Below are 21,600 nucleotides of genomic sequence, written 5' to 3'. Positions count from 1 at the left end.
TTTCAGCCGGCATTTTTTGTTACTTTTTGATGCCAAAAAGTAAGAGCCATTCGGCGGCGGTAAGCCGAGGCAAGACTGGGCTGTATGGCATAAGTAATTAGTTACGTCATCTATATTGATTTTTATACAATAAATTATCCCTCAGGATGACAGATTTCAAGAATTTTATTTCATTAACATATATCATCGAATTCCATTTATATCGTCATTAAATGGAAAGCAGTAATAATTTATCAATAATGATCTATTTCAATTCCCGCGAAAGCGCTGCTCTTACCATTCTATCTTTTCCCTGCATATCTTGTCTTAACTCTATATCAACAAAGCTTTTACCGATCAACATTTCAATGGTTTCTTTGCCTAAATATTCGTTGATCTCAAAGTAAAGTTGCCCATTTGGTTTTAAGTTTGTTTTTGCAAAATCCGCAATAGCGTTATAAAATAGCAAAGGGTCCTCGTCGCTTACAAATAATGCCAGATGTGGTTCGTGTAGCAATACATTATTATGCATATCTTTTTTCTCCAAATCCCTGATGTAAGGCGGATTACTCACGATGATGTCAAACTTTTCTTCAGATGTAAAAGTTAAAATATCGGCTACTGTAAAATTGATTTCAGTGCCGATCTGAATAGCATTTTGTCTGGCTACAGCAATGGCTTCAGGAGAAACATCCAAGGTAGATACTTTCGCATTTGGCAAGTGTTTTTTTAATGTTATCGGGATGCAACCGGATCCGGTTCCAATATCCAGTATAGTCAGCCTTTCTGGCGATGTCAGACTGTCAACTGCAAACTGCTTACTGCAAACTGAAATAATCCAATCTACCAATTCCTCTGTTTCAGGCCTTGGTATCAGTACATTTTCATCTACATTAAAAACCAAGCCGTAAAAATGGGCTTCCGCTAAAATGTGCTGAATTGGTTTTCCGATCTGTAAATCGTTTAGGATGCTCAACAGTTTTTGAAGATCGATAAAGCTGATGTCAAGATCTTTTTGCATGATCAGCTCACCTGAAGATATAGTTAAAACCTTTTCGGCAGCCATATTAAAGAGTGTTCTCGCTTCATTACTATCGTAAAGCGGCTCAAGTTCCATTACATAATGTTCCGCTAATTCACCTATCGTCATATTTACAAAATTACTGATTTGAGATGATAACCACATTCTTTTGATAAGGCCATGACTCTTTTTTTACTACTTTTGCGCTAATGAGCGATGAATTTTATATTAATCGATGTCTGGATCTGGCGGCTTTAGCTTCGGGACATGTTAGCCCTAATCCAATGGTCGGCTGTGTGATTGTTGCAGACGGTAAAATTATTGGCGAAGGTTATCATCAGAAATATGGAGAGGCACATGCCGAGCCCAATGCTGTTAAAGCTGTATTTGATACATATGGCAATGAGGCTGAAAGCTTATTGAGACAAGCTACTGCATACGTTAATCTGGAGCCTTGCGCCCATTTTGGGAAAACACCTCCCTGTGCAGATTTATTGGTAAAACATCAGTTAAAGAAAGTAGTAATTGGCAATAGGGATCCTTTTTCAGGTGTTGATGGCAAAGGTATCGCAAAACTCAAAAACGCAGGTGTTGAAGTAGTAAGCGGGATTCTGGATGACAAATGCCGATATTTTAACAGAAGATTTTTTACCAGAATACAGAAACAAAGACCATATATTATCTTGAAATGGGCAGAAACCGCCAATGGTTACTTTGCCACAAAAGATGGTCACCAGAAGTGGATCAGTGGCGCACTGGCCAAACGTTTGGCTCACCAGTGGCGGAGCGAAGAGGATGCCATCCTGATTGGTAAACAGACCGCGATAATGGATAATCCGCAATTAACTTCGCGCGAATGGCCTGGCAAAAACCCCATACGTTTAGTGATCGATAAAAACCTGCAGGTGCCGTTATCGAATCACATTTTCAATACTGAAGCTAAAACCATCATTTTTAATGAAATTAAAACCGATGTGGTTGATCATATCCATTATATCCAGATGGAAGATATGCATTTCTATTTGGCGCAAAAAATTGCTTTTCAGCTTTACCTGATGGATATACAATCGGTAATTATTGAAGGTGGTGCCAATATTTTAAATCAATTTTTAAATACGAATCTGTGGGATGAAGCACGTATCTTTACGTCGTCTACCAGCTGGATCGATGGAGTTTCTTCCCCAAGTATTAATGGAAACTTACAGGAAACCGTACAAATTGGCAATGACAAGCTATCTATCTATCTAAACGACATCAAATAAATGATTTACATTATTTTAAGCATTTGCTGCAGTGTTACGGTAGCTGTTTTATTGAAGCTCGCGAAACGGTATCAGATCAGTGTTATTCAAGCGGTCACGGTCAATTATTTTATTGCCTTAAGTTTATGTTTTCTTTTTTTTAAGCCTGATGTAAAATTGATTTCGGCTGCAGCTCCATGGCCTATTTATATTGCACTCGCAGTTCTACTACCCTCGATATTTTTATTTTTGGCTGCTTCAGTTAAAAAACTTGGCATTGTAAAAACCGATATTGCCCAACGTTTATCGCTATTCATCCCTATACTGGCTGCCTATTTTATATTTCGGGAGGATTTCAATCACCTAAAAATTGTTGGTTTGGTAGTAGGCTTTGCAGCGATTGTGTTAACTTTCCTCCGAAAATCCAATCACCAGAGCGCGGGGAAGGAAAGTCTGATCTATCCTATCATGGTATTTGTGGGTTTTGGCGTTATTGATGTGCTTTTTAAACAAATTGCGCTGTATAAGGATCTGCCATACACCACTTCACTTTTTATCGTTTTTGGTCTTGCTTTTATTGTTTCGTTACTATTGGTTATGGTTATGTTGATGGCTGGTAAGATAGAACTACAAGTGATAAATGTGGTTTGTGGATTTATTCTCGGCTTATTCAATTTCGGAAATATCCTGTTTTACATGAAAGCGCACAAAGCCCTGGCAAACAATCCTTCGACCGTTTTTGCAGCCATGAATTTAGGAGTAATTATTGCAGGCACCTGTATTGGCGTTATTGTATTTAAAGAAAAGCTGAGCAGGTTAAATTACGCAGGAATAATTTTAGCCGTTGCGGCTGTTATCTTCATTACTTTATCACAACATGCTGTTCGATGATGCTTATAAAACAATCGAAAGTACTTCAGAAGGTGTCTTTCGAGATAAAGGAAGCAAATTTATTGCTTATGCCTATCCCATTCGCAGTGAGGATGAAGTAAAACCGATTGTAATGAACCTGCGATCTGCAAATGTCAAGGCCAATCATTTTTGTTATGCCTACCGTTTAACGCCTGATCGGTCTGTTTTTAGGGTAAACGATGACGGTGAGCCTTCGGGAACAGCGGGCCGACCAATATTGAACTGTTTGCTATCTGAAGATTTGACCAATATACTCATCGTAGTGGTACGTTACTTTGGTGGTACATTATTAGGGGTCCCAGGTTTAATTAATGCCTATAAAAATGCTAGTATAGAGGCTATTAAAGCTTCGAAGATGATAAGCAAGACAGTTAATGATGTTTATGAAGCCCATTTTCAATACCCCCAGATGAATGACGTAATGAAGTTGAGTAAGGAAGAAAACCTGCAGGTTTTGGGGCAGCAGTTCGATATCGATTGTATTTTGAAATTTGAAGTCAGAAAGGCGCAACTTAACCAGGTTTTAAGTAAATTTGAGAAGATTGAAGGTGTTAAATTAAAATATCTTTACACAATTTAATTATAATCATAGTCAGTTTAATCCTTTGCGAAAAGTACAGCGAACGCAAAATAAGCAAACATGAAAATATCAGAAAGCGATCTAATCATTAATCCTGACGGGAGTATATACCACCTCAATCTTTTGCCCGGAGATATTGCCGACACCATCATTACCGTTGGTGATCCGGACCGCGTTGACGAGGTAAGTAAGTACTTTGATAGAATAGAATTAAAAAAAGGAAAACGGGAATTTATTACGCACACGGGCTATTCAGGCAAAAAGCGCATTACCGTAGTCTCAACAGGGATTGGAACAGATAACATCGATATCGTTTTTAATGAGCTGGATGCACTTGTTAATATTGATTTTGAAACCCGCGAAATTAAAAAATCGCTTACATCATTGAATATTATCCGGGTGGGTACCTCAGGTGCTGTACAACCAGATATTCCGATGGGAACCATTTTGGCTTCCTCATACGGGTTAGGAATGGATGCTTTAATGAGTTATTATCTTCAGCAACTTTCTGCTGATGAACAATTGTTGCTGGATGAGGTTAAAAAACATTTTAGTCAACTCAACAACATCAATCCTTACCTAACTGCTGCTGACAGTGGTCTTTTAAATACTATTGGCAAAGATATGGTTCATGGCATCACGATTACTGCGCCAGGTTTTTACGCCCCACAAGGTAGAATTGTGAGGGCAAAAAATGCCGTTCCGGACTTTATTGGCTTAATAAACAGTTTTAAGAGCAATCAGCACCGTATTACCAATCTGGAAATGGAAACTGCGGGGATTTACGCTTTGGCCAAAGTGTTGGGCCATAAAGCGCTTTCTGTTAACGCTATTTTGGCCAGCAGGGTAAAATTCGAATTTAGTAAGGAACCGAATAAAATAGTAGAACAGGCTATAAAAATGGTATTGGAGCGGGTTTAATAGGCAAGACAGATGCATCAAAAATTTTAGTATGGATGAAGTTCTTAAAAATAGACTCTTTGAAAAGATCTCTCCACTACGTTTCACTCCTATCGAGATGATGATGGATTAAAAAGAATTTAAGTAGCAATCCCAACATCATAAAAAAGGCCCGAAATTTCGGGCACTATTATTTAATATTTTTTAAACCGTAGGAATAGTTTCCTTTACCAGTTCATTTCCTTCGGCATCCAGATAGGTACAGGTCATCTCGTCCAAATCTGTAACCCATTTTTCTACACCGGCATCGGCAGCCTGCTTGCTAAATGTAAAATAATCAGTTTCTCCCTGCTGGTGTATTTTTAAGGCATGTTTCAACTTATCTGAAGATGATTCCTCATTGATGATTAAAGCCGGGTATTCTTCCGGACTTATTTGCTGCGCATGATCTTCATCATCAAAATAAACAGACAAGCCATTGCTTACGTAAACATCATTTCGCTTAACCCCCAGGTCCTTTATATTTTTAATGAAATGTGGAAAATCTGAACCTGACTTAACTTTTGACGCTGCCGCCTGGATATCTTCAATAGTAAACATAAGTTATTTAGTTAATGAGACTTTGTAAATTGTGGTTTGGGTGTACAGCTCTTCCGGTTTTAATAGGGTACTTGGAAATTCAGGGATATTAATCGCGTTTGGATGATGTTGGGTTTCTATACAAAACGCATCAAAACCAGTATAATCTTTGCCACCCTTTCCATTCTTTACCGCTAGATATTTTGCGGTATAAAAATGCGCTACCGGTTCAGTAGTGTAAACGCTTAACATTAAACCGCTTTCGTCATCAATTGTTTTGCTGGCCAGTGATAAATCGCCATAAATTTTATCCAGAACGAATGTTTGATCATAACCTTCATCTCCGTTCCAATCCTGCCCTATGGCTTTTGGTTTTTTAAAATCCAAAGGTGTGCCTTTAACAGGGATTAAATTGCCCGTTGCCGAATAATTTTCGTCCTGCTCCAGATAGTTTGAAGCAAAGATCTGCTGTTGATGATTTTTAACATTTCCACCCTCAGGAGCCAGGTTAAAGTAACCATGGTGTGTTAAGTTGATAGCGGTAGCCTGATCTGTCTCTGCTTCATAACTTAAAATCAACTCATCATTTTCGGTGAGTTCGAAAGTTAGATCAACTATCAAGTTTCCGGGAAAACCCTCTTCTCCTGCCACGCTTTCGTATTGCAGGGTAACCGAAGGCTGAGGTCCATCATTGATGTCAATAATGTCCCAAACCTTCTTATCAAAGCCTACTAACCCACCATGTAGCGTATTCGTACCTGCATTTTGCGCCAATTGATAAGTTTCGCCCTCAATACTAAATCTTCCATCTTTTATGCGATTGGCATATCGGCCAATTATAGCTCCCAGATATGGATATTTTTCCAGGTAGTCCGGATTAAGGTATCCTTCAAATGTATCGAAGCCCAGAACAATATCCTGCTGCTCACCTTTGGCATTCTTCACTATAAATTTATTGATAATAGCACCATAATTAAATATTTTGACGTAGGTGCCTTTGCTATTGGTAAGTTCGATTGCGGTAACTTCTTCGCCATCAATAATTTTTCCGGTGGGTATTTGCTTAACGCTCATAAATTGTAACTTAGGGCTTTTGTTTTCAAAGCAAACATACCATTATTAATGCTTTTTATAAACATAATTTAGCCCAATGAACATTAACCTACAGGAAAAATTTGCCGAGCAATACCATAAAAACCCCGAAGCCATTTATTTCACGCCTGGGCGGGTCAACCTGATTGGAGAACATATCGATTACAATGGCGGTTTGGTTATGCCCTGCGCCATCTCTTTAGGAACCTGGGTAGCCATTGCTCCAAACAACGACGGTCAATTCAGATTAAAAAGTTTAAATTTTGATATTGAAACAGCAGTAGCCAGCAACATAGTAAACGAAAAAGATGGTACGATCTGGGCGAATTATCCTATAGGGGTTATTAATGAATTTATAAAAGACGGTAAGGAAATCAGCGGTTTAGATTTTCTTTTTTATGGGAATATCCCAATCGGATCTGGTCTATCCTCTTCCGCTTCAATTGAAATTGCCACTGCTTTTGCGCTGAATACCTATTATAATCTGGGTTACGATAAATTAGCGCTTGTTAAAATCGCAAAACGTGTTGAGAATGATTTTATTGGCTTAAATTCGGGTATCATGGACCAATTTGCGGTTACCTTCGGAGAAAAAGATAAAGCCATTGTCTTAGATTGCGAAACATTGAAATATAAAATGGTGGATGTTAATCTGGGCAATTATGTCCTGGCCATCATCAATACCAATAAACCCCGCGAATTGGCAGATTCAAAATACAATGAGCGTGTTGCAGAATGCCAAACCGCCCTGAAACTGTTAAACCAGGAAATTACGCTTAACTATCTTTGCGAGCTTAATGCAGAAAAGTTTGCTTTGCATAGTCATTTAATAAGTGATGAAACCGTGTTAAACCGCGCTACACATGTGATTAAGGAAAACGACCGGGTTCATTTAGCAGCTAAAGCATTAAATAGCCAGGATTTAACAACATTTGGCCGACTGATGTATGCTTCCCATCAGTCTTTAAAAACGTTATATGAAGTAAGCGGAAAAGAGTTAGATACTGTAGTAGATTTTTGTTCAGGTTATCAACATGTAATTGGTGCCCGTATGACGGGGGCCGGCTTCGGCGGCTGTGCCATTGCTTTGTTAGAGAAGGGTTACGAAGAAGATTTCGCTAAACACTTAACCGATTACTATCTAGATAAAATAGGTTATCCTGCCGCGATTTATATTAGTCAAATTGGTGGCGGACCATCTAGCTTATAAAAACAATTGCCACAAGATGCATGACATGTAAATCCAGATCCGATATTAAATCCGATCTGTGTGATCTTTCCATCTGTGAAATCACTTTGAAAAATAATGAGAAAATTAAAATTAGACGAGTTAAACCGTCCGGATATTGAGGCGTTCAAGACACAGGAAAAATTACCAGTCGTGGTGGTTTTAGATAATGTAAGGAGTATGCATAATGTAGGTTCTATATTCCGTACCGCAGATGGTTTTGCACTTGAAAAGGTGATACTTTGTGGTATTACGGCTCAACCACCCCATCGCGAAATCGAAAAAACGGCATTAGGTGCCACACAATCGGTTGATTGGATTCATTATACGGATACACTGCAAGCTGTTGATACCTTGCGTAACCTGGGGTATGAGATAGTGGCTATTGAGCAAGCCGAAAACAGCACCATGCTCAATACTTTTAATCCCGATCACAATAAAAAATATGCTTTGATATTCGGGAATGAGGTTGACGGTGTGAGTGATGAAGTAATGGCTAAAATTGATGAATGCATCGAAATTCCGCAGTTTGGTACCAAACACTCATTTAACATCGTCATTTCTGCCGGGATTGTATTCTGGGATTTTTTTGCTAAACTGAAGCTTTAATGTAACCAGCTTACCTCAAAGCATCTTATGAATACAGATATTCAAAATCATATCAATTGATAAGGTAACGCCATTATAGCTAATTTGATAAACACATTACGCAATAAAAAGAATGCGTTAATACGGTACTTTCCCAAAAGATTTGCCAACATCATAAAATGTAGTTAGTAAATTAAATTAACATCATCACTTTTGAAAATATTCATTTTTGTATAGTATTGTGTACAGTTTTCTGGGGGTATTCATTGTTACGTAACTTTTTTGTGAAATAAATTTCATCTTCTAACCTATTGATAATATGTTGTTTGTCGTTCAAATAGCGTATTTGGCAAGATTTTTTCTTATTTGGTTACAAACAGTATGATTAAAAAACTGTTAAGACACTAATTATTTAAAAAATAGAAAACATGAATAGGAGAATTACTAAATCAACAATGTTGGTTGCCCTACTAGGATTATCATCACAATTATTTGCACAGGACGTACCACCTCCCCCTCCGGGAAGGTTTGGTAAGCAATCGTTAAGAACGTGGAGTATCGGTGCCCATGGTGGTATCCTAAGTCAGAATACGTTTTTAGGTGGCGGAAGCGTTAAAGCTGAGGAGTTTAAAAGCATTGGCTACGGAGCGTTTGTTAAGAAACAAATTTTACCTGCATTAGGCTTACAGGCTGATTTTTTACGCGGTGAGATTAAAACCCTAAACCAAACCAGCACTATCGAGCAAAAGAACAGTATCAACTGGTCTGGTTCATTAACGGCTGTTTTAAATATTGCCAACTTCAGTCTGAATACGGAGAATGCAGTTTTAATTCCTTATGTTAAAGCGGGTGCCGGTTATATGTCTTCTGATTCGGAAGTGGCCTCAACACAGGCGTTCACAGATAGAGAAGGATGGTTCATCCCTACTGGTGTTGGATTTAAACTTGGTGTAGCCAAAGGAATTAACATCGATTTAGGTTACGACATTAACTTTATCAAATCTTCTCCGACAGTTAAAAGCGCTTATAATGAAAGCAGATTCTCTTATGCACATGCAGGTTTAGAGTTTGCATTAGGAAACAAAGAAAACTCTCAGTTACAAAACTATAGTGCTGTTGCCGATTTACGTAAACAAAGTGCTGAAGAAAGTGCTGAGTTAAGAAGAGCTTTATCAACAGCTGAGCAAAATGCACAACGCGACAGAGAGCAATATGCTAAAGACCTGGGCGATGATGATAACGACGGTGTAGCAAACAAATTTGATAAATGCCCTGGAACGCCATCAGGTACAGTTGTTGATGGTTCTGGTTGCCCAATCAAAGTACAACGCGAAATCATTAAAGAAACTAAAGTAATTACCGAAGAAGACCGTAAAGTAGTTAGAGATGCAATTTCTAACCTGGAGTTCGATTTAGGTAAATCAACCATCCGTTCTAAATCATATGCAACTTTAAATCGCGTTGCTGGTTTATTGGTTGATAAAAACTTTAGCTTGAAGTTAGCTGGCCATACTGATAATACTGGTAGCAGAGAGTTAAACTTACGTTTATCTAAAGAAAGAGCTGAATCAGTAAAAGCTTATTTAGTATCTCAAGGTGCAAATGCATCCAGAATTGAAGCTACTGGTTACGGACCTGACCAACCAATTGCAACCAATAAAACTGCAGCTGGCCGTCAACAAAACCGTCGTGTAGAATTTACTTTATACTAATCGTAAATAACGGTTAACTAAAAAGCTCCTCAGATTAATGTCTGAGGAGCTTTTTGATTTAGTTTACTTTTTTTCGTCATCCTGAACTTGTTTCAGGATCTATCATGTTCTAGTCTGCAATCTTTTCAGTGGAGTACAGAAATAGCGTTTCGATCTCCTACCGTCGTAAAGATTGATTATTTAACGTATGTTAGAGACGGAAGTTCATATACCAAATTAAGACAACCCTTTTTTGTTCTTATAGGTCATTTTAGCCTTAGCACCAGCACTATAATTGTAGTTTTTTAGGTTGCTAGCTTTCTTTTCGTGAAATGCAGCCCCACGCTCAGAAGCTTCATCTTCTTCAGCACCTTTCTTTTTCTTTGGTTTATCAGCGGCATCAACCACCTTTAAACCTTCAGGCAACTCCATTACTTCCAGTTTCTGTCCAATAGCCTGCTCGATTTTTTTTACTTCAATCAATTCAATATCTGTAGAAAAAGTGATGGCTACTACATCTTCATCACCATGTTTTACAATACGTTTAATTAAGGTTTCCTTTTGCTCAGGCAGTTCGAAGTGAAAAATAAAAGGAATCCCTTCAATATTGATTTCGCCTGAATTCTCATTGGCTACGATTAAAATTCTGGCCTCTGGATTGTCTTTAAAGTCATCAATATCATCGTATCCCTTATCATCAAAAAACAAGGGGCGGTAAATGCTGATCTCGCCTTCCTTATTCCGGTTAAAGTTTTTGTAAACGGTTTGTGCGGTTAAACGGGTATTGACGAAAACTATGACTTTATCAAAAACTTCAGCATCATCCAATAACAAGGTTAATAAATTTAGCTTCGTCCTGAAATTCGGTACCTGATAAAGCATTTGCTGGTAAACTTCTGCCTGCTTTTCACCGATCTCATCTACCTCAATGGTTGCAGCAGAATCTTTCATAAACGGGGCTATCATGTGTTTAAGTTTATCATGCAGCACCTCTGTAAATACGATGTGCTGAGATTTGTAGGCACTGTTCGCTAATTCTACCACAGGTAATTGCAATCCCTTTTTCACGATAAGCTCGGCATTATCTACGATAAATAATTGTATTTTATTGGTGTTTAGCGCAAGTTTTAAATATAAAGCCCTTGCACGATCGGGTACAGCTACAATAATATCACAGCCGTCGGTCACCTCGTTCATTTGATTTTCAATGGTGCCCCGGCTGTCTATCCCTAAAATTCTGAAGGTATTGTTACGGTTCAATAGCTTAAATTGTTCCAGAACATGATCTACATGCTCAATATCCGGTACTAAAACCAATGCTCTTGGCGCTTCCTCGAAGGCGTATTTTAACTTCATCAAAGTAGCTAAAACATAAGTAGTTGTTTTTCCAGCGCCCTCCGGTCCCACCGCTATCACATCCTGACCACCCAGAATGCGCGACATTGTTCTAGCCTGGATTTCTTTTGGCGTTAAAAATCCGGCATCAGTCATAGCTGCTACAAGTGGTTTGCTCAGTTTTAATTTATCTAAAGACACAGTTACTATTTTAATGTTTAAGCTACAAATATCCTTAAAATAATTAGCTTTTATGAAATTGAATTTAAAGCGTTAAAAACGATATTAAATTTACACTGTGATAATGGCTATGTAGAACACAATTGGTTTGCGGGAAAACGATAACAAGTTGTCTAAGTAATATTTCTTTCAGTAATAAAATAGGGTAAAATAATTTTAAATTTCTATAATTCAATTAATTAAAGTAAATTTTTTAAAAATGACTACTAATTCTATAGGAATTATATACTTATTTATATCTTTGCTTAAGTTTTAAATATAAACAACGCTTTTGAGCAATTAAACACGAAGACTATGTCCATTTATTTTCAATACCCTGCTATAGATGAATATCCTTCATTGATTTATCCATTACGACCAGATGTTGAGAAATCAGAAACCAAGGATGAAGATAAGTTAAGTAAAGAACAGATTTTGGAGTTGAGGGATTATTTAACCTTAAAACAATTATAAACAATAAGGCCAGTTGACCGATAGGAAGGTTGGAGTTTCATAAACTCTTTATAATGGTTCGAATCCATTACTAGGCCGCGAAGTGTATCTCATAGCACTTTATCCTGATTCTGCTCAATCAGGTACGATTTGGTTATCTTATATTTGTTTTGTTGTTAGCAAAGGCTATCCGCGATGGATAGCCTTACTTTTTATTAGATGCTGTTACTCTCCGCGCAACGAAGGATCTCGATCAAATTAGCGTACTTTTATTATTTTTAGAAGCGCAGTTTCAGTGCTACTGGTAGAGGTTCGGTCCTGCTGTTCACTGCAATCTTTTTGGAAAATTAAGGAAAAGATAAACAAGACTTTGCCAAAAAGGATTTCCGTTGCCATCAGGGCTATAGAGCAGTTATAGTGGTTTAAAATTATTTAGGAAGGAATCAAACCGTTAGACCTGTAAAATACCTGATTTGATAGATTTTACGGATTGTTCAAATCGACAAATATTTTTAAAATTTCAAAACATTTTATTTCAAATGTGGTTACCTATATAATTCACATTATACTAATCTTTTACAGATTAATTTGTTTGGTTTAAAAAGGGATTTATGGATATAAATCCCTTTTATTTTATGCTATAATTTTAAATATTATATTAGCATACCAATTCCACTACCCTGTTTAGATGAATAGAAAACATTTCCTTTCTTCCTTTATTGCGGCCACCACTATGCTTCCGGCTCTTAAAGCTTTAGCAATTGAACACGAAAGTTCAGCTTTTAAAATCCCTCCCTATCTAAAACCTGGCGATACCATTGGGATTAGTAGTCCGGCGGGATACATTACACCAGAACAGATCCGGCCTTCAGTTTTGCAAATGGAAAGCTGGGGTTTTAATATAAAAATTGGTGAAACTATTGGTAAACGTGATTTTACCTATGGCGGAACGGATGAAGAACGGTTGGCTGATTTTCAGCAAATGTTAGATAATCCTGATATTAAAGCCATTATGTGTGCTCGCGGCGGTTATGGTTTTGTACGTATTATCGATCAACTTGATTTTTCAGCTTTTAAACGAAACCCAAAATGGATTATAGGCTTCAGCGATATTACTGTGCTGCATTGTCACCTGGCCAGAAATTTTGGCATTGCCTCCATACATGCTAAAATGTGCAATAGTTTTCCTGATGATTGGGCCAAAGCTGAGCCTATACAGATAGAGACCATCATCTCGATAAAAAATGCTTTGATTGGCGAAGAATTGGTTTATACTGCTCCGATCAACAGCAATAACCGCTTTGGGAAAACGGATGCGATATTGGTTGGCGGTAACCTCAGTATTATAGAAACACTTGCCGGCAGCCCATCAGATTTAGATACTTCAGATAAAATTTTATTTATTGAAGATACGGGCGAGTACCTGTACAGCATTGATAGAATGTTGTGGAATTTAAAACGTAGCGGAAAGCTTAAAAGCCTGAAAGGACTCATTGTGGGTGGTTTTAAAGTAAAACCGGATGACGTTGGCGAAGAGTTTGGCAAAAACATTTATGATATTGTACTCGAAAAAGTAAAAGAATACAATTACCCTGTCGCATTCGATTTTCCTGTGGGGCACCAGCGCAATAATTTTGCGCTTAAATGTGGTGTGAAGCATGTTTTTATCGTAAATGAAAATGGTTCGGCGTTGAGAACGATTTAATCGTATTATCATACTGCTAAGTCCGTGGCTTTTATTTTAGCGACTAATCACTGTCAAAATAATTTCGTATTTTTGACTATAAATTATTGGTTATGACTATCATCGCACATCCTAAAAATAAAAAGCAAGAAGCCGCAATCGAGGCTATTCTAACAGCTTTAGATGTATCTTTTCAGAAAGAAGAGGAAAGTCCGTATGATCCTGAATTTGTCGCTAAAATAAAGTCTAGGGCAGTAAGCGCTGAAAAGGGCAACACGACCAGAATTAAAGATCCTAAAAATATATGGGAAAGTATTTTGTAGAGGTTGAAAAACAAGCTAAAAAAGAGCTAGCGATACAATACAAATCTGGAGATAGAGCCTCAATTAAAAGAATAAATCAGATTTTTATTGAATTATCTGAACATCCCGAAATAGGAATTGGAAAACCTGAAAGATTGAAATTTGATTTATCTGGTTTTTGGTCAAGGCAGATAAATCGTAAAGATAGGTTGATTTATAAAATAGAAGAAAATATCGTAACTGTTACCGTAATATCAGCATTAGGTCATTACAACGACTAGTGAATGCTAAGCCGTTTTCACTTCGTCCTCGCTATAGTCCTTGATATCAGTAATATAGCCATTAATTAAGAGAAAATCGAAAAGTGGTTTAGCTTCCGGTGTAATCGGCATATTCCCTGTTGTAATCACCTGATTGGTTTTTCTGTCTAGAAAAGGATAAGCAAATAACCGCACGTTGGTATTGAACATATCATTTACATAACTCAACAATTGTCCGGAGTAATTTTCGCCACTAAAGTTTTTTGCATTGAACACAAATTTTAAGTTGTTGATGTTTGTAGCTAAGCCAACACTTTTTGGTTTACACCTGGCCAGGTATTTGGCAAGGCGGTTATGACGGGTAAAATTCGAAACGATCACCGTGTTTCCAGTGTCGCACATTTCCTGGGTGCGTTTGGCCACCGCCTCTAAATCGATATCATCGGGTGTTTCCTGTGCATCTGTTAACACATTGGTTGCCAGAACTTCAATCATTACCGCAAGATTTCCCTCCTCTACTTTATTGGTGCGTTTAAACTGCTCGGTAGCTTTATTGAAAAGGTTAAAGTTAGGCAACGATTTTTGGCCATATTTGGTCCGTAAAATCATGATGTCCTTTTTGTACAAAAGATCCTTTGCTTGTCGCGGATGTGCATCAGCATCGAAAATGGCAGCGGCTGAAAAATCCTTCATAATCATGTAAAGATTAAGTAAGATGTTATCTACCCCCGGGAATGCCGGCCCTTTAACAGAAATCAAATCAATTTCTACTGATCCAATGGTTAAATTATCAGCCAGTGATTCTACCATTATTTTAGGATCCTTATAATAATAAAAAGCGGCGTAAAGTAAGTTCACACCAATGATACCAAGTACGCGCTGCTGCATATTTACGTCCGTATCCAACAAACGCACATGAAAGAATATTTCGTTAGGGAAACCTCCCGGTTCATTTTGGAACCTGATGCCAACCCAACCATGGGGTTCGTTTGTACGTTTGTAATTGAGGGTGGTTACGGTATCGGCAAAAGCAAAAAAGGTACGACTCTCATATTTTTCGCCTGATAGTCGCTCATTAAGTAATCCAAATTCATGGTCGAGCATTTGTAAAAGTCTGTTCTGGCTAACGTAACGTCCATTTGCTTCCGCTCCGTAAATGGCATCACTAAAAGTCATATCGTAGGCCGACATGGTTTTGGCCACTGTTCCGGATGCGGCCCCGGCGTTGAAAAAATTTCTTGAAACTTCTTGCCCTGCACCGATTTCAGCAAAAGTGCCGTAAATTCTTGGGTCAAGATTAATTTTGAGTGCTTTGCGTTTCGTATCCAGAATTTCTCTTTCCATGTCGCGAAAATACGAAAAATTGAGGTTAAGCTAATTTTAAGTGTGCAACTTAAAATCAATCTAAATACTTAAATGACTCCACGGCCTTCAGGTCGCGTCATTTTAAGTGAACTGTAGGAGAATGGACATATCTCCTCTTTATTAGATTATATAGATTTCTCCCCGCCTGTACGGGCCGGCCTGTCCGCACAGGCCGGCACTTCGGTCGAAATGACGACTCGTCTTAAAAAAATAAGGTTAATGCTATCCGGCATTAACCTTATAAAACCTAAACCTAAATCTAAAACTCAAATGATTAGGAAACCTGAATCAGTTGTTAATCTCTTTACCTCCAACCCTACCGATACATGCCTCAAAATCTTTGAAAAACGAAACTACTATGAAAAATCCTCTACTGAGAATATTTTATTACGATACTACAATTTCTCTGTGTTGTAATTTTGCAGTGTCTTTTTTGCTGATGTTGATGGATAAGATACCATCTTTATATTCAGCGGTAATATTGTCGCCATCGGCAGTATCAGGCAAATTAAATGATCTGGCAAACGAGCTGTAATCAAATTCTTTACGTGTAAAATCTTTAGCCACCTGATTTTCGTCCTTTTTAACTTCTGCCCAAACAGAAAGCGTGTCTTTTTTTAAGTTGATCTGAAAGTCTTCTTTTTTCAATCCCGGTGCAGCCAACTCAATTACATATGCGGCTTCATTTTCATAGATGTTCACGTTTGGCGATTTATCAACCATTTTGTTTTTACTTACGGCATCGCTAAACAATGAATCAAAAACATTGTTAAAATAAGGGGCTGTGTTGCGGGTTCTGTTGTTAAAATTTACAAGTGTCATATCGCTTATTCTTTATTTTTTTAATTTTTAAATTGATAATTCATCTTAATCAACTTATATACCAATCCAAATATTTATGATTTTTAAGACATTTTGGCAAAATAAATCGAAATCAAAAGACAAATTGACAGACATTAAAGCTTTTTCAGACAAGTTCAACTATAAAACGAATATCCATCTGCGCTTCATTGATTTTGATATGATGGGACACGTAAACAATTCTGTTTATTTTACCTATCTGGAGATCGCCAGAACTAAATATTGGGAAGAAATTATCAAATGGGATTGGAAAAAGACCGGGATTGTAATTGCACATGCAGAACTGGATTATATTTTACCGATCGTCATGAATGATAAAATTGCCATTTATGTAAAAACATCAAGGATCGGTAATACCAGCTTTGATCTGGAGTACCAGATTGTAAAGTTAACGGGAAGTGAAGAGGTAATTTGCAGCAAAGGAAAAACAGTTTGTATAGCTATAGATTTTACCACAGGCAAATCCACCGCGATTCCTGAAGAAGAAAAACAGAAAATGATTGGTTTTGAACAGCTGCGTAATCACTAGTTATCTTACCCGACTTTTCTACACAGATATAAACTTCGTTTTATTATAAATCTGTAAAGACGTTTGCATGACTCTACAGACAGTAGGAGTCTTCACGCTGATCCGATAGCTGCCTGATTTGTTTCAGCGTCTTACCAACCAATTAGGAGTAAAACCCTGAAACAAGCTCATCGCGGCGTATAAATTAATCTGGCATGATCTTTCCCGGATTTAATATTCCATTAGGATCGAAAACGTTTTTAATGCCCCTCATTAAATTAAGGTGAATTGCTGAGTACTTTATCGGCATAAATTCTTTTTGAACCAGCCCAATGCCATGCTCTCCCGAAAGTGTGCCTCCTAAAGCAGTAGTGAGTTCAAATATTTCAGCAATACCCGACTTGAGTTTATTTTTCCAGTCCTCGTCACTCATGCCGGCTTTGATAATATTTACATGGAGGTTTCCGTCGCCTGCATGTCCGTAACAAACACTTTCAAAGCCATATCTGGTACCAATCTCTTTAATGCCATTAATGAGTTTTGGTAAGGCCGCACGCGGCACAACGGTATCTTCCTCCTTGTAAACCGAGTTAGATTTAACCGATTCGGCCATAGTCCTGCGCATTCGCCACAATTCCTCTTTTTGAGCAGCGGTATCTGCAAATAAAACTTCCGTACAATGGTGTTCTTCTAAAACGATGTTGGTTTTTTCGCAATTTTTAAAAATATCATCCAGGTCATCACCATCAAACTCAATCATCAGTAAAGCAGCCACATCGTCCTTCAGATCAAATTTGATATCATCGAATTTAATTACCCACTCCACTCCTTTCCGCTCCATAAACTCTAATGCTGATGGTGTTACGCCAGCCCTGAAAATTGCTGAAACCGCGGCACAGGCATCTTCGTTTGTACCGAAAGAACCCATCATCAAAACCGATTGATTTGGTTTGGGCAAAAGCTTGGTGACAATTTTGGTTACTACCCCTAAGGTACCTTCCGAGCCGATCATCAGCTGGGTTAAATTATATCCTGAAGCATACTTCAACGTATTTGCACCTGTCCAGATGATATCGCCATTAGGTAAAACCACCTCCAGATTTAAAATATATTCCCTGATGGTGCCATATTTTACCACTCTTGGTCCGCCGGAACCGTGAGCTACATTGCCACCAATGAAACAAGATCCTTTACTGCTGGGATCAACCGGGTACAACAGGCCTTTTTCAGCCACAGCATTAATAAATTCTTCAGTAATTACTCCAGGCTCAACAGTTGCCTGCAAGTTTTCGGTGTCAATATCCAGAATGGCCTTAAATTTTTCCATTGATAAGGAAACACCGCCGTAAATTGGCAAAGCCGCGCCACTTAAGCCTGTACCGCCTCCGCGGGGCGTAACGGGAACATGATAGGCATTACATATTTTAAATAATGCTGAAATTTCTTCTGGTGTAGTGGGTTTTACTACCACCTCTGGCTGGTAGCGTAAATCTTCGGTCTCGTCATGACTATAGTTTTCCAGAATTTCAGTATCTGTAAAAACTTTATCGGCACCGATGGCCGAGGTGATTTCTGCTAATATTTCAGTATTTATAGGGGTAAAATTCATTTTAATTGGTTGCTGAATAACTAAGTTTAACAAAAGAGTGGCCGATCTGTCCGGGCATGGGTGGATTAAGTTTTTTGATGCTCACCTCAAGTTTTTCCACAAAAGGATACTTGTCAATCACCTTTGAGATGATATTATTCAAAACGGTCTCTAAAAGTTTCTGGGTATTTTTCATTTCTGCATTAATAATGCTATTCAAATCTTCGTAATTAACCGTTTTTGCCAAGTCATCTTCGAAACCTACGGGCGTGAATTCAGTAGTTAAATCAATAATGAAATGATTTCCGGTTAATTGTTCTTCAGCGTAATACCCATGCAAAGCAAAACATTTTACATCTTTTAAAGCTACGGTCTGTTTGAAATGGCTCATTTATGTTCTTTAAGCTGTAAAATTAAATTTTTATTCATGAATTTAATGCCCGTTGCGGTAAATTGTTACCTTTGAAATGAACGCGGTTTCTTAACCAGATAATACGAGATCACATGAGCAAATCAGTAAAAAAAGACCTGTACGAGGCCCCAGACTATTATTTATTGGATGAATTGTTAACCGATGAGCACAAATTAATCCGTGCTACGGCCAGAGATTGGGTGAAAAAAGAATTGAGCCCAATTATTGAGGACTATGCTCAAAAAGCAGAATTTCCAAAACATTTAATAAAAGGCCTGGCTGATATCGGGGCTTTCGGACCTACCATTCCTGTTGAGTACGGTGGTGCGGGGCTAGATTATACGGCTTATGGGATTTTGATGCAGGAAATCGAACGTGGCGATTCAGGCATCCGCTCCACCGCATCTGTTCAGGGTTCCTTGGTGATGTATCCTATTTATGCTTACGGAACTGAGGATCAACGCAAAAAATATCTTCCCAAATTAGCCAGCGGTGAAATAATGGGCTGTTTTGGTTTAACAGAACCGGATCACGGTTCCAATCCGGGTGGTATGGTAACGAACATTAAAGATGCCGGAAGCCATTATATTTTAAACGGAGCAAAAATGTGGATCAGCAATGCTCCATTTGCGGATATAGCTGTAGTTTGGGCAAAAGACGAATCAGGCAAAATCAGGGGTATGGTGGTAGAACGCGGCATGGAAGGGTTTTCTACTCCTGAAACGCATCATAAATGGAGTTTACGTGCATCAGCGACCGGTGAGCTTGTTTTTGATCATGTTAAAGTGCCAAAGGAGAATGTTTTTCCTGAAATCAGCGGCTTAAAGGGGCCCTTGGGTTGCTTGAATCAGGCGCGTTATGGCATTGCCTGGGGCGCTTTGGGAGCAGCCATGGACTGTTACGATACCGCCTTGCGTTACGCTAAAGAGCGCATGCAGTTTGGTAAACCCATCGGTGGTTTTCAGCTGCAGCAAAAAAAACTGGCCGAAATGGTAACCGAAATTACGAAAGGTCAACTATTGGTTTGGCGTTTGGGCGTACTAAAGAGCGAAAACAGGGCTACGGCCGAACAAATATCAATGGCCAAACGAAACAGTGTGGAAATTGCGCTTGATATTGCACGCAACGCACGGCAAATGCTTGGTGGAATGGGGATTACCGGCGAATACTCCATCATGAGACACATGATGAATTTAGAATCTGTGGTTACTTATGAAGGTACACACGATATCCATTTATTAATTACAGGGATGGATGTGACCGGATTGAACGCTTTTAAATAATTTTGATTTTTAACCTTTAACGATCCTTATTTTTAAATTACAACCGTAGCTTTGCGCTTTAAATCAAAAAAATATCTATGGACTTTAAAAAATATACCTATATACCTGCCCCACCCGAAGAAGTTTATTTAGCGTTAACTAAAGACATCAGTATAAAACTATGGACCGGTGCCGAAGTGGAGTTTGAGGAAGTACCCGGAACGGAGTTTTCTTTTTGGGATGGCGATATTACCGGTAAAAATATTGAGTTCATTTATGGGAAGCAGGTTGTGCAACAATGGTATTTTGGAGAAGAAAATGAACCTTCTATCGTAACCATTAAACTGCACGAAGATAAGAAAGGAACTTCTCTTGAATTTCGGCAAACCAATATTCCTGATGAGGACTATAAAGATTTTACGGAAGGCATTCAGGAATATTTTTTGGGCGGATTGATTGATTTCTTTGAAGAATAAAACCATAGCTAGAAAACTCCGATTAATCCTCTCCTTTTCTTTCTGCCATTGATTATTTTATTAAGTTCTTGCATAACATGTATTACTCCGGCTTTTCCTGGAAATAATATGGGCTATCTGCCATGTCAGATGGAGACTTCCATTGCACATCTTTTAATGGAAATACAGATTTTAAATTTATAAATTAGGGAAATGCTTGCAGTCCCGAAAGTGGGGTATATCCTGATTTTAGGGATGAAATCTGCAACGGTAAAATTTTATGATAACGCAGGCGTTTCAAACAGGAGAAAATTTTTACAATCAGACGCTCTACCGGAATGATTTTCAGGGCAAGACCCAACCTTGATATCAGGCGCGCTTTCAGGCTTCTCATCGTAAGAATTCCCGGGTTGGCCAACAGTTTCAAATATGGCCAATCCGCAGATATGGAAAAAGTGATTAACAGTTCTTCGGCATCGAATTTCAGTTACAGTTTTATCGTAAAAAGATTTACACTTTCAACTGCATTAGCCGAAAATAAAATTTGCGAATAAATGTCTTTGGGGTTTAAATTCAAATCAAAACATATCGATTAGATGGCTGTTCTGCTATAAATAAAATCAATTATTATGAACAGAACATTAGGAATTATATTAATCGTTGTGGGCATTGCGATGCTCATCTGGACTGGTTTCTCTTATACGAAAAAAGAAAAAGTTGTGGATGCAGGTCCCATTCAAATCTCTGCAGATAAAGAAAAATCGGTAAATTGGCCTCCTTATGCCGGAGGTATTATTTTAATAGCAGGTGTGATCGTTTTCGTGACTTCTAAAAATAGGAAATGATATTCAAAATCCCTTTGCTATATCATTTCAATGAAGGCTAATAATCCATGATGAGTTGATCCCTGTATTTGTTTGAAGTACCTGTTTTTCAGGGTTTTGCTTTTGGTAAAATATGGGGCTGACTAAAAAGGGTATAAAAATTACAGCCGTTGCTTTAAAAAGCAGCGGCTGTTTAGTAAATTTAATTGCGAAAGAAATTTACTATGGCTAAGATACAAAGTTCAGCACAATTCAAAAACT

General features: G+C 38.1%; 23 protein-coding genes. 15 read left to right on the top strand and 8 right to left on the bottom strand.

The genetic code is table 11. From position 1 onward, the window contains the following. Positions 1–244: 244 nt before the first annotated feature. Positions 245–1,165, bottom strand: a complete 921-nt coding sequence (gene prmC / locus QZ738_RS20135) for a peptide chain release factor N(5)-glutamine methyltransferase (protein ID WP_293789992.1) — start codon at positions 1,163–1,165, stop codon at positions 245–247. 44 nt (positions 1,166–1,209) lie between these two features. Between prmC and ribD the strand changes: the two genes are divergently transcribed. The 4 genes from ribD to QZ738_RS20115 are packed head-to-tail and all read left to right on the top strand — an operon-like array spanning position 1,210 to position 4,654. Then, entirely contained in the window at positions 1,210–2,262 is a 1,053-nt protein-coding gene (gene ribD, locus QZ738_RS20130; protein ID WP_293789990.1) for a bifunctional diaminohydroxyphosphoribosylaminopyrimidine deaminase/5-amino-6-(5-phosphoribosylamino)uracil reductase RibD, read from the top strand. Further along, on the top strand, positions 2,263–3,132 hold the full coding sequence (locus QZ738_RS20125; protein WP_293789988.1) for a DMT family transporter: 870 nt from the start codon (positions 2,263–2,265) through the stop codon (positions 3,130–3,132). Further along, positions 3,119–3,733 (top strand): YigZ family protein, encoded by a 615-nt coding sequence (locus tag QZ738_RS20120; RefSeq protein WP_293789986.1) that lies wholly within the window; start codon positions 3,119–3,121, stop codon positions 3,731–3,733. Before QZ738_RS20125 ends, QZ738_RS20120 begins: the two co-directional genes overlap by 14 nt. Before the next feature lie 60 nt (positions 3,734–3,793). Continuing rightward, positions 3,794–4,654, top strand: a complete 861-nt coding sequence (locus QZ738_RS20115; RefSeq protein WP_293789984.1) for a nucleoside phosphorylase — start codon at positions 3,794–3,796, stop codon at positions 4,652–4,654. 183 nt (positions 4,655–4,837) lie between these two features. Here the strand turns inward: QZ738_RS20115 and QZ738_RS20110 are convergent, their stop codons facing one another. Then, on the bottom strand, positions 4,838–5,233 hold the full coding sequence (locus tag QZ738_RS20110) for a DUF1398 family protein (RefSeq protein ID WP_293789982.1): 396 nt from the start codon (positions 5,231–5,233) through the stop codon (positions 4,838–4,840). A 3-nt stretch (positions 5,234–5,236) separates the two neighbouring features. After that, a complete protein-coding gene (locus QZ738_RS20105) occupies positions 5,237–6,286 on the bottom strand; it encodes an aldose epimerase family protein (protein ID WP_293789980.1) in 1,050 nt (349 codons plus the stop codon). A 76-nt stretch (positions 6,287–6,362) separates the two neighbouring features. On the opposite strand from QZ738_RS20105, the gene QZ738_RS20100 reads away from it, so the two are divergent. From QZ738_RS20100 to QZ738_RS20090, 3 genes are all read left to right on the top strand, one after another. Next, on the top strand, positions 6,363–7,514 hold the full coding sequence (locus tag QZ738_RS20100; RefSeq protein WP_293789978.1) for a galactokinase: 1,152 nt from the start codon (positions 6,363–6,365) through the stop codon (positions 7,512–7,514). Positions 7,515–7,610: 96 nt separating this feature from the next. Further along, on the top strand, positions 7,611–8,141 hold the full coding sequence (locus QZ738_RS20095; RefSeq protein ID WP_293789976.1) for an RNA methyltransferase: 531 nt from the start codon (positions 7,611–7,613) through the stop codon (positions 8,139–8,141). A gap of 407 nt (positions 8,142–8,548) precedes the next feature. Next, positions 8,549–9,832, top strand: coding sequence for an OmpA family protein (locus QZ738_RS20090; RefSeq protein WP_293789974.1), 1,284 nt, complete (start codon positions 8,549–8,551; stop codon positions 9,830–9,832). A 216-nt stretch (positions 9,833–10,048) separates the two neighbouring features. On the opposite strand, the gene QZ738_RS20085 is transcribed toward QZ738_RS20090, so the two are convergent. After that, the gene (locus QZ738_RS20085; protein ID WP_293789972.1) at positions 10,049–11,347 is read right to left on the bottom strand and encodes a DEAD/DEAH box helicase; all 1,299 of its coding nucleotides are present in this window, start codon (positions 11,345–11,347) and stop codon (positions 10,049–10,051) included. 333 nt (positions 11,348–11,680) lie between these two features. Here QZ738_RS20085 and QZ738_RS20080 point away from each other — a divergent pair, with 333 nt between their 5' ends. The 4 genes from QZ738_RS20080 (at position 11,681) to QZ738_RS20065 (ending at position 14,085) form a co-directional block, all read left to right on the top strand. Further along, complete coding sequence (locus QZ738_RS20080; protein ID WP_293789970.1) at positions 11,681–11,839, top strand: hypothetical protein; 159 nt, start codon at positions 11,681–11,683, stop codon at positions 11,837–11,839. A 667-nt stretch (positions 11,840–12,506) separates the two neighbouring features. Next, on the top strand, positions 12,507–13,523 hold the full coding sequence (locus QZ738_RS20075) for an LD-carboxypeptidase (protein ID WP_293789968.1): 1,017 nt from the start codon (positions 12,507–12,509) through the stop codon (positions 13,521–13,523). Between the two features lie 92 nt (positions 13,524–13,615). Further along, entirely contained in the window at positions 13,616–13,825 is a 210-nt protein-coding gene (locus QZ738_RS20070; protein WP_293789966.1) for a DUF2683 family protein, read from the top strand. After that, positions 13,807–14,085 (top strand): Txe/YoeB family addiction module toxin, encoded by a 279-nt coding sequence (locus tag QZ738_RS20065; RefSeq protein WP_293789964.1) that lies wholly within the window; start codon positions 13,807–13,809, stop codon positions 14,083–14,085. The genes QZ738_RS20070 and QZ738_RS20065 overlap by 19 nt, the downstream gene beginning before the upstream one ends. Before the next feature lie 6 nt (positions 14,086–14,091). Here the strand turns inward: QZ738_RS20065 and QZ738_RS20060 are convergent, their stop codons facing one another. Both QZ738_RS20060 and QZ738_RS20055 read right to left on the bottom strand, forming a co-directional pair. Beyond that, positions 14,092–15,408 (bottom strand): nicotinamide mononucleotide adenylyltransferase, encoded by a 1,317-nt coding sequence (locus tag QZ738_RS20060; RefSeq protein WP_293789962.1) that lies wholly within the window; start codon positions 15,406–15,408, stop codon positions 14,092–14,094. 408 nt (positions 15,409–15,816) lie between these two features. Continuing rightward, positions 15,817–16,251 carry an Hsp20/alpha crystallin family protein gene (locus tag QZ738_RS20055; RefSeq protein ID WP_293789960.1) on the bottom strand — a complete coding sequence of 145 codons (435 nt, stop codon included), beginning with the start codon at positions 16,249–16,251 and terminating at the stop codon, positions 15,817–15,819. 76 nt (positions 16,252–16,327) lie between these two features. On the opposite strand from QZ738_RS20055, the gene QZ738_RS20050 reads away from it, so the two are divergent. Beyond that, a complete protein-coding gene (locus QZ738_RS20050; RefSeq protein WP_293789958.1) occupies positions 16,328–16,819 on the top strand; it encodes a thioesterase family protein in 492 nt (163 codons plus the stop codon). 184 nt (positions 16,820–17,003) lie between these two features. Here the strand turns inward: QZ738_RS20050 and QZ738_RS20045 are convergent, their stop codons facing one another. Both QZ738_RS20045 and folB read right to left on the bottom strand, forming a co-directional pair. Further along, positions 17,004–18,407 (bottom strand): FAD-linked oxidase C-terminal domain-containing protein, encoded by a 1,404-nt coding sequence (locus tag QZ738_RS20045; protein WP_293789956.1) that lies wholly within the window; start codon positions 18,405–18,407, stop codon positions 17,004–17,006. 1 nt (position 18,408) lies between these two features. Then, positions 18,409–18,777, bottom strand: coding sequence for a dihydroneopterin aldolase (folB, locus tag QZ738_RS20040; RefSeq protein ID WP_293789954.1), 369 nt, complete (start codon positions 18,775–18,777; stop codon positions 18,409–18,411). Positions 18,778–18,890: 113 nt separating this feature from the next. Between folB and QZ738_RS20035 the strand changes: the two genes are divergently transcribed. The 3 genes from QZ738_RS20035 to QZ738_RS20025 all read left to right on the top strand — a co-directional run bounded on the left by QZ738_RS20035 (position 18,891) and on the right by QZ738_RS20025 (position 21,360). Next, positions 18,891–20,081 (top strand): acyl-CoA dehydrogenase family protein, encoded by a 1,191-nt coding sequence (locus QZ738_RS20035; protein WP_293789952.1) that lies wholly within the window; start codon positions 18,891–18,893, stop codon positions 20,079–20,081. 77 nt (positions 20,082–20,158) lie between these two features. Next, positions 20,159–20,536, top strand: coding sequence for an SRPBCC domain-containing protein (locus QZ738_RS20030; RefSeq protein WP_293789950.1), 378 nt, complete (start codon positions 20,159–20,161; stop codon positions 20,534–20,536). A 608-nt stretch (positions 20,537–21,144) separates the two neighbouring features. Continuing rightward, complete coding sequence (locus tag QZ738_RS20025) at positions 21,145–21,360, top strand: hypothetical protein (RefSeq protein ID WP_293789948.1); 216 nt, start codon at positions 21,145–21,147, stop codon at positions 21,358–21,360. Positions 21,361–21,600: the final 240 nt, after the last annotated feature.

Source organism: uncultured Pedobacter sp., from assembly GCF_913776295.1.
Taxonomy (GTDB): Bacteria; Bacteroidota; Bacteroidia; order Sphingobacteriales; family Sphingobacteriaceae; genus Pedobacter.
The sequence above is the reverse complement of the archived record's forward strand: the minus strand, read 5'-3'. Positions and strand labels throughout refer to the sequence as shown.

Excerpts from the sequence above, each read along its gene's own strand:
- prmC (WP_293789992.1), bottom strand. The coding sequence starts at position 1,165 with ATGTGGTTATCATCTCAAATCAGTAATTTTGTAAATATGACGATAGGT.
- ribD (WP_293789990.1), top strand. The coding sequence starts at position 1,210 with ATGAGCGATGAATTTTATATTAATCGATGTCTGGATCTGGCGGCTTTA.
- QZ738_RS20125 (WP_293789988.1), top strand. The coding sequence starts at position 2,263 with ATGATTTACATTATTTTAAGCATTTGCTGCAGTGTTACGGTAGCTGTT.
- QZ738_RS20120 (WP_293789986.1), top strand. The coding sequence starts at position 3,119 with ATGCTGTTCGATGATGCTTATAAAACAATCGAAAGTACTTCAGAAGGT.
- QZ738_RS20115 (WP_293789984.1), top strand. The coding sequence starts at position 3,794 with ATGAAAATATCAGAAAGCGATCTAATCATTAATCCTGACGGGAGTATA.
- QZ738_RS20110 (WP_293789982.1), bottom strand. The coding sequence starts at position 5,233 with ATGTTTACTATTGAAGATATCCAGGCGGCAGCGTCAAAAGTTAAGTCA.
- QZ738_RS20105 (WP_293789980.1), bottom strand. The coding sequence starts at position 6,286 with ATGAGCGTTAAGCAAATACCCACCGGAAAAATTATTGATGGCGAAGAA.
- QZ738_RS20100 (WP_293789978.1), top strand. The coding sequence starts at position 6,363 with ATGAACATTAACCTACAGGAAAAATTTGCCGAGCAATACCATAAAAAC.
- QZ738_RS20095 (WP_293789976.1), top strand. The coding sequence starts at position 7,611 with ATGAGAAAATTAAAATTAGACGAGTTAAACCGTCCGGATATTGAGGCG.
- QZ738_RS20090 (WP_293789974.1), top strand. The coding sequence starts at position 8,549 with ATGAATAGGAGAATTACTAAATCAACAATGTTGGTTGCCCTACTAGGA.
- QZ738_RS20080 (WP_293789970.1), top strand. The coding sequence starts at position 11,681 with ATGTCCATTTATTTTCAATACCCTGCTATAGATGAATATCCTTCATTG.
- QZ738_RS20075 (WP_293789968.1), top strand. The coding sequence starts at position 12,507 with ATGAATAGAAAACATTTCCTTTCTTCCTTTATTGCGGCCACCACTATG.
- QZ738_RS20070 (WP_293789966.1), top strand. The coding sequence starts at position 13,616 with ATGACTATCATCGCACATCCTAAAAATAAAAAGCAAGAAGCCGCAATC.
- QZ738_RS20065 (WP_293789964.1), top strand. The coding sequence starts at position 13,807 with ATGGGAAAGTATTTTGTAGAGGTTGAAAAACAAGCTAAAAAAGAGCTA.
- QZ738_RS20060 (WP_293789962.1), bottom strand. The coding sequence starts at position 15,408 with ATGGAAAGAGAAATTCTGGATACGAAACGCAAAGCACTCAAAATTAAT.
- QZ738_RS20055 (WP_293789960.1), bottom strand. The coding sequence starts at position 16,251 with ATGACACTTGTAAATTTTAACAACAGAACCCGCAACACAGCCCCTTAT.
- QZ738_RS20050 (WP_293789958.1), top strand. The coding sequence starts at position 16,328 with ATGATTTTTAAGACATTTTGGCAAAATAAATCGAAATCAAAAGACAAA.
- QZ738_RS20045 (WP_293789956.1), bottom strand. The coding sequence starts at position 18,407 with ATGAATTTTACCCCTATAAATACTGAAATATTAGCAGAAATCACCTCG.
- folB (WP_293789954.1), bottom strand. The coding sequence starts at position 18,777 with ATGAGCCATTTCAAACAGACCGTAGCTTTAAAAGATGTAAAATGTTTT.
- QZ738_RS20035 (WP_293789952.1), top strand. The coding sequence starts at position 18,891 with ATGAGCAAATCAGTAAAAAAAGACCTGTACGAGGCCCCAGACTATTAT.
- QZ738_RS20030 (WP_293789950.1), top strand. The coding sequence starts at position 20,159 with ATGGACTTTAAAAAATATACCTATATACCTGCCCCACCCGAAGAAGTT.
- QZ738_RS20025 (WP_293789948.1), top strand. The coding sequence starts at position 21,145 with ATGAACAGAACATTAGGAATTATATTAATCGTTGTGGGCATTGCGATG.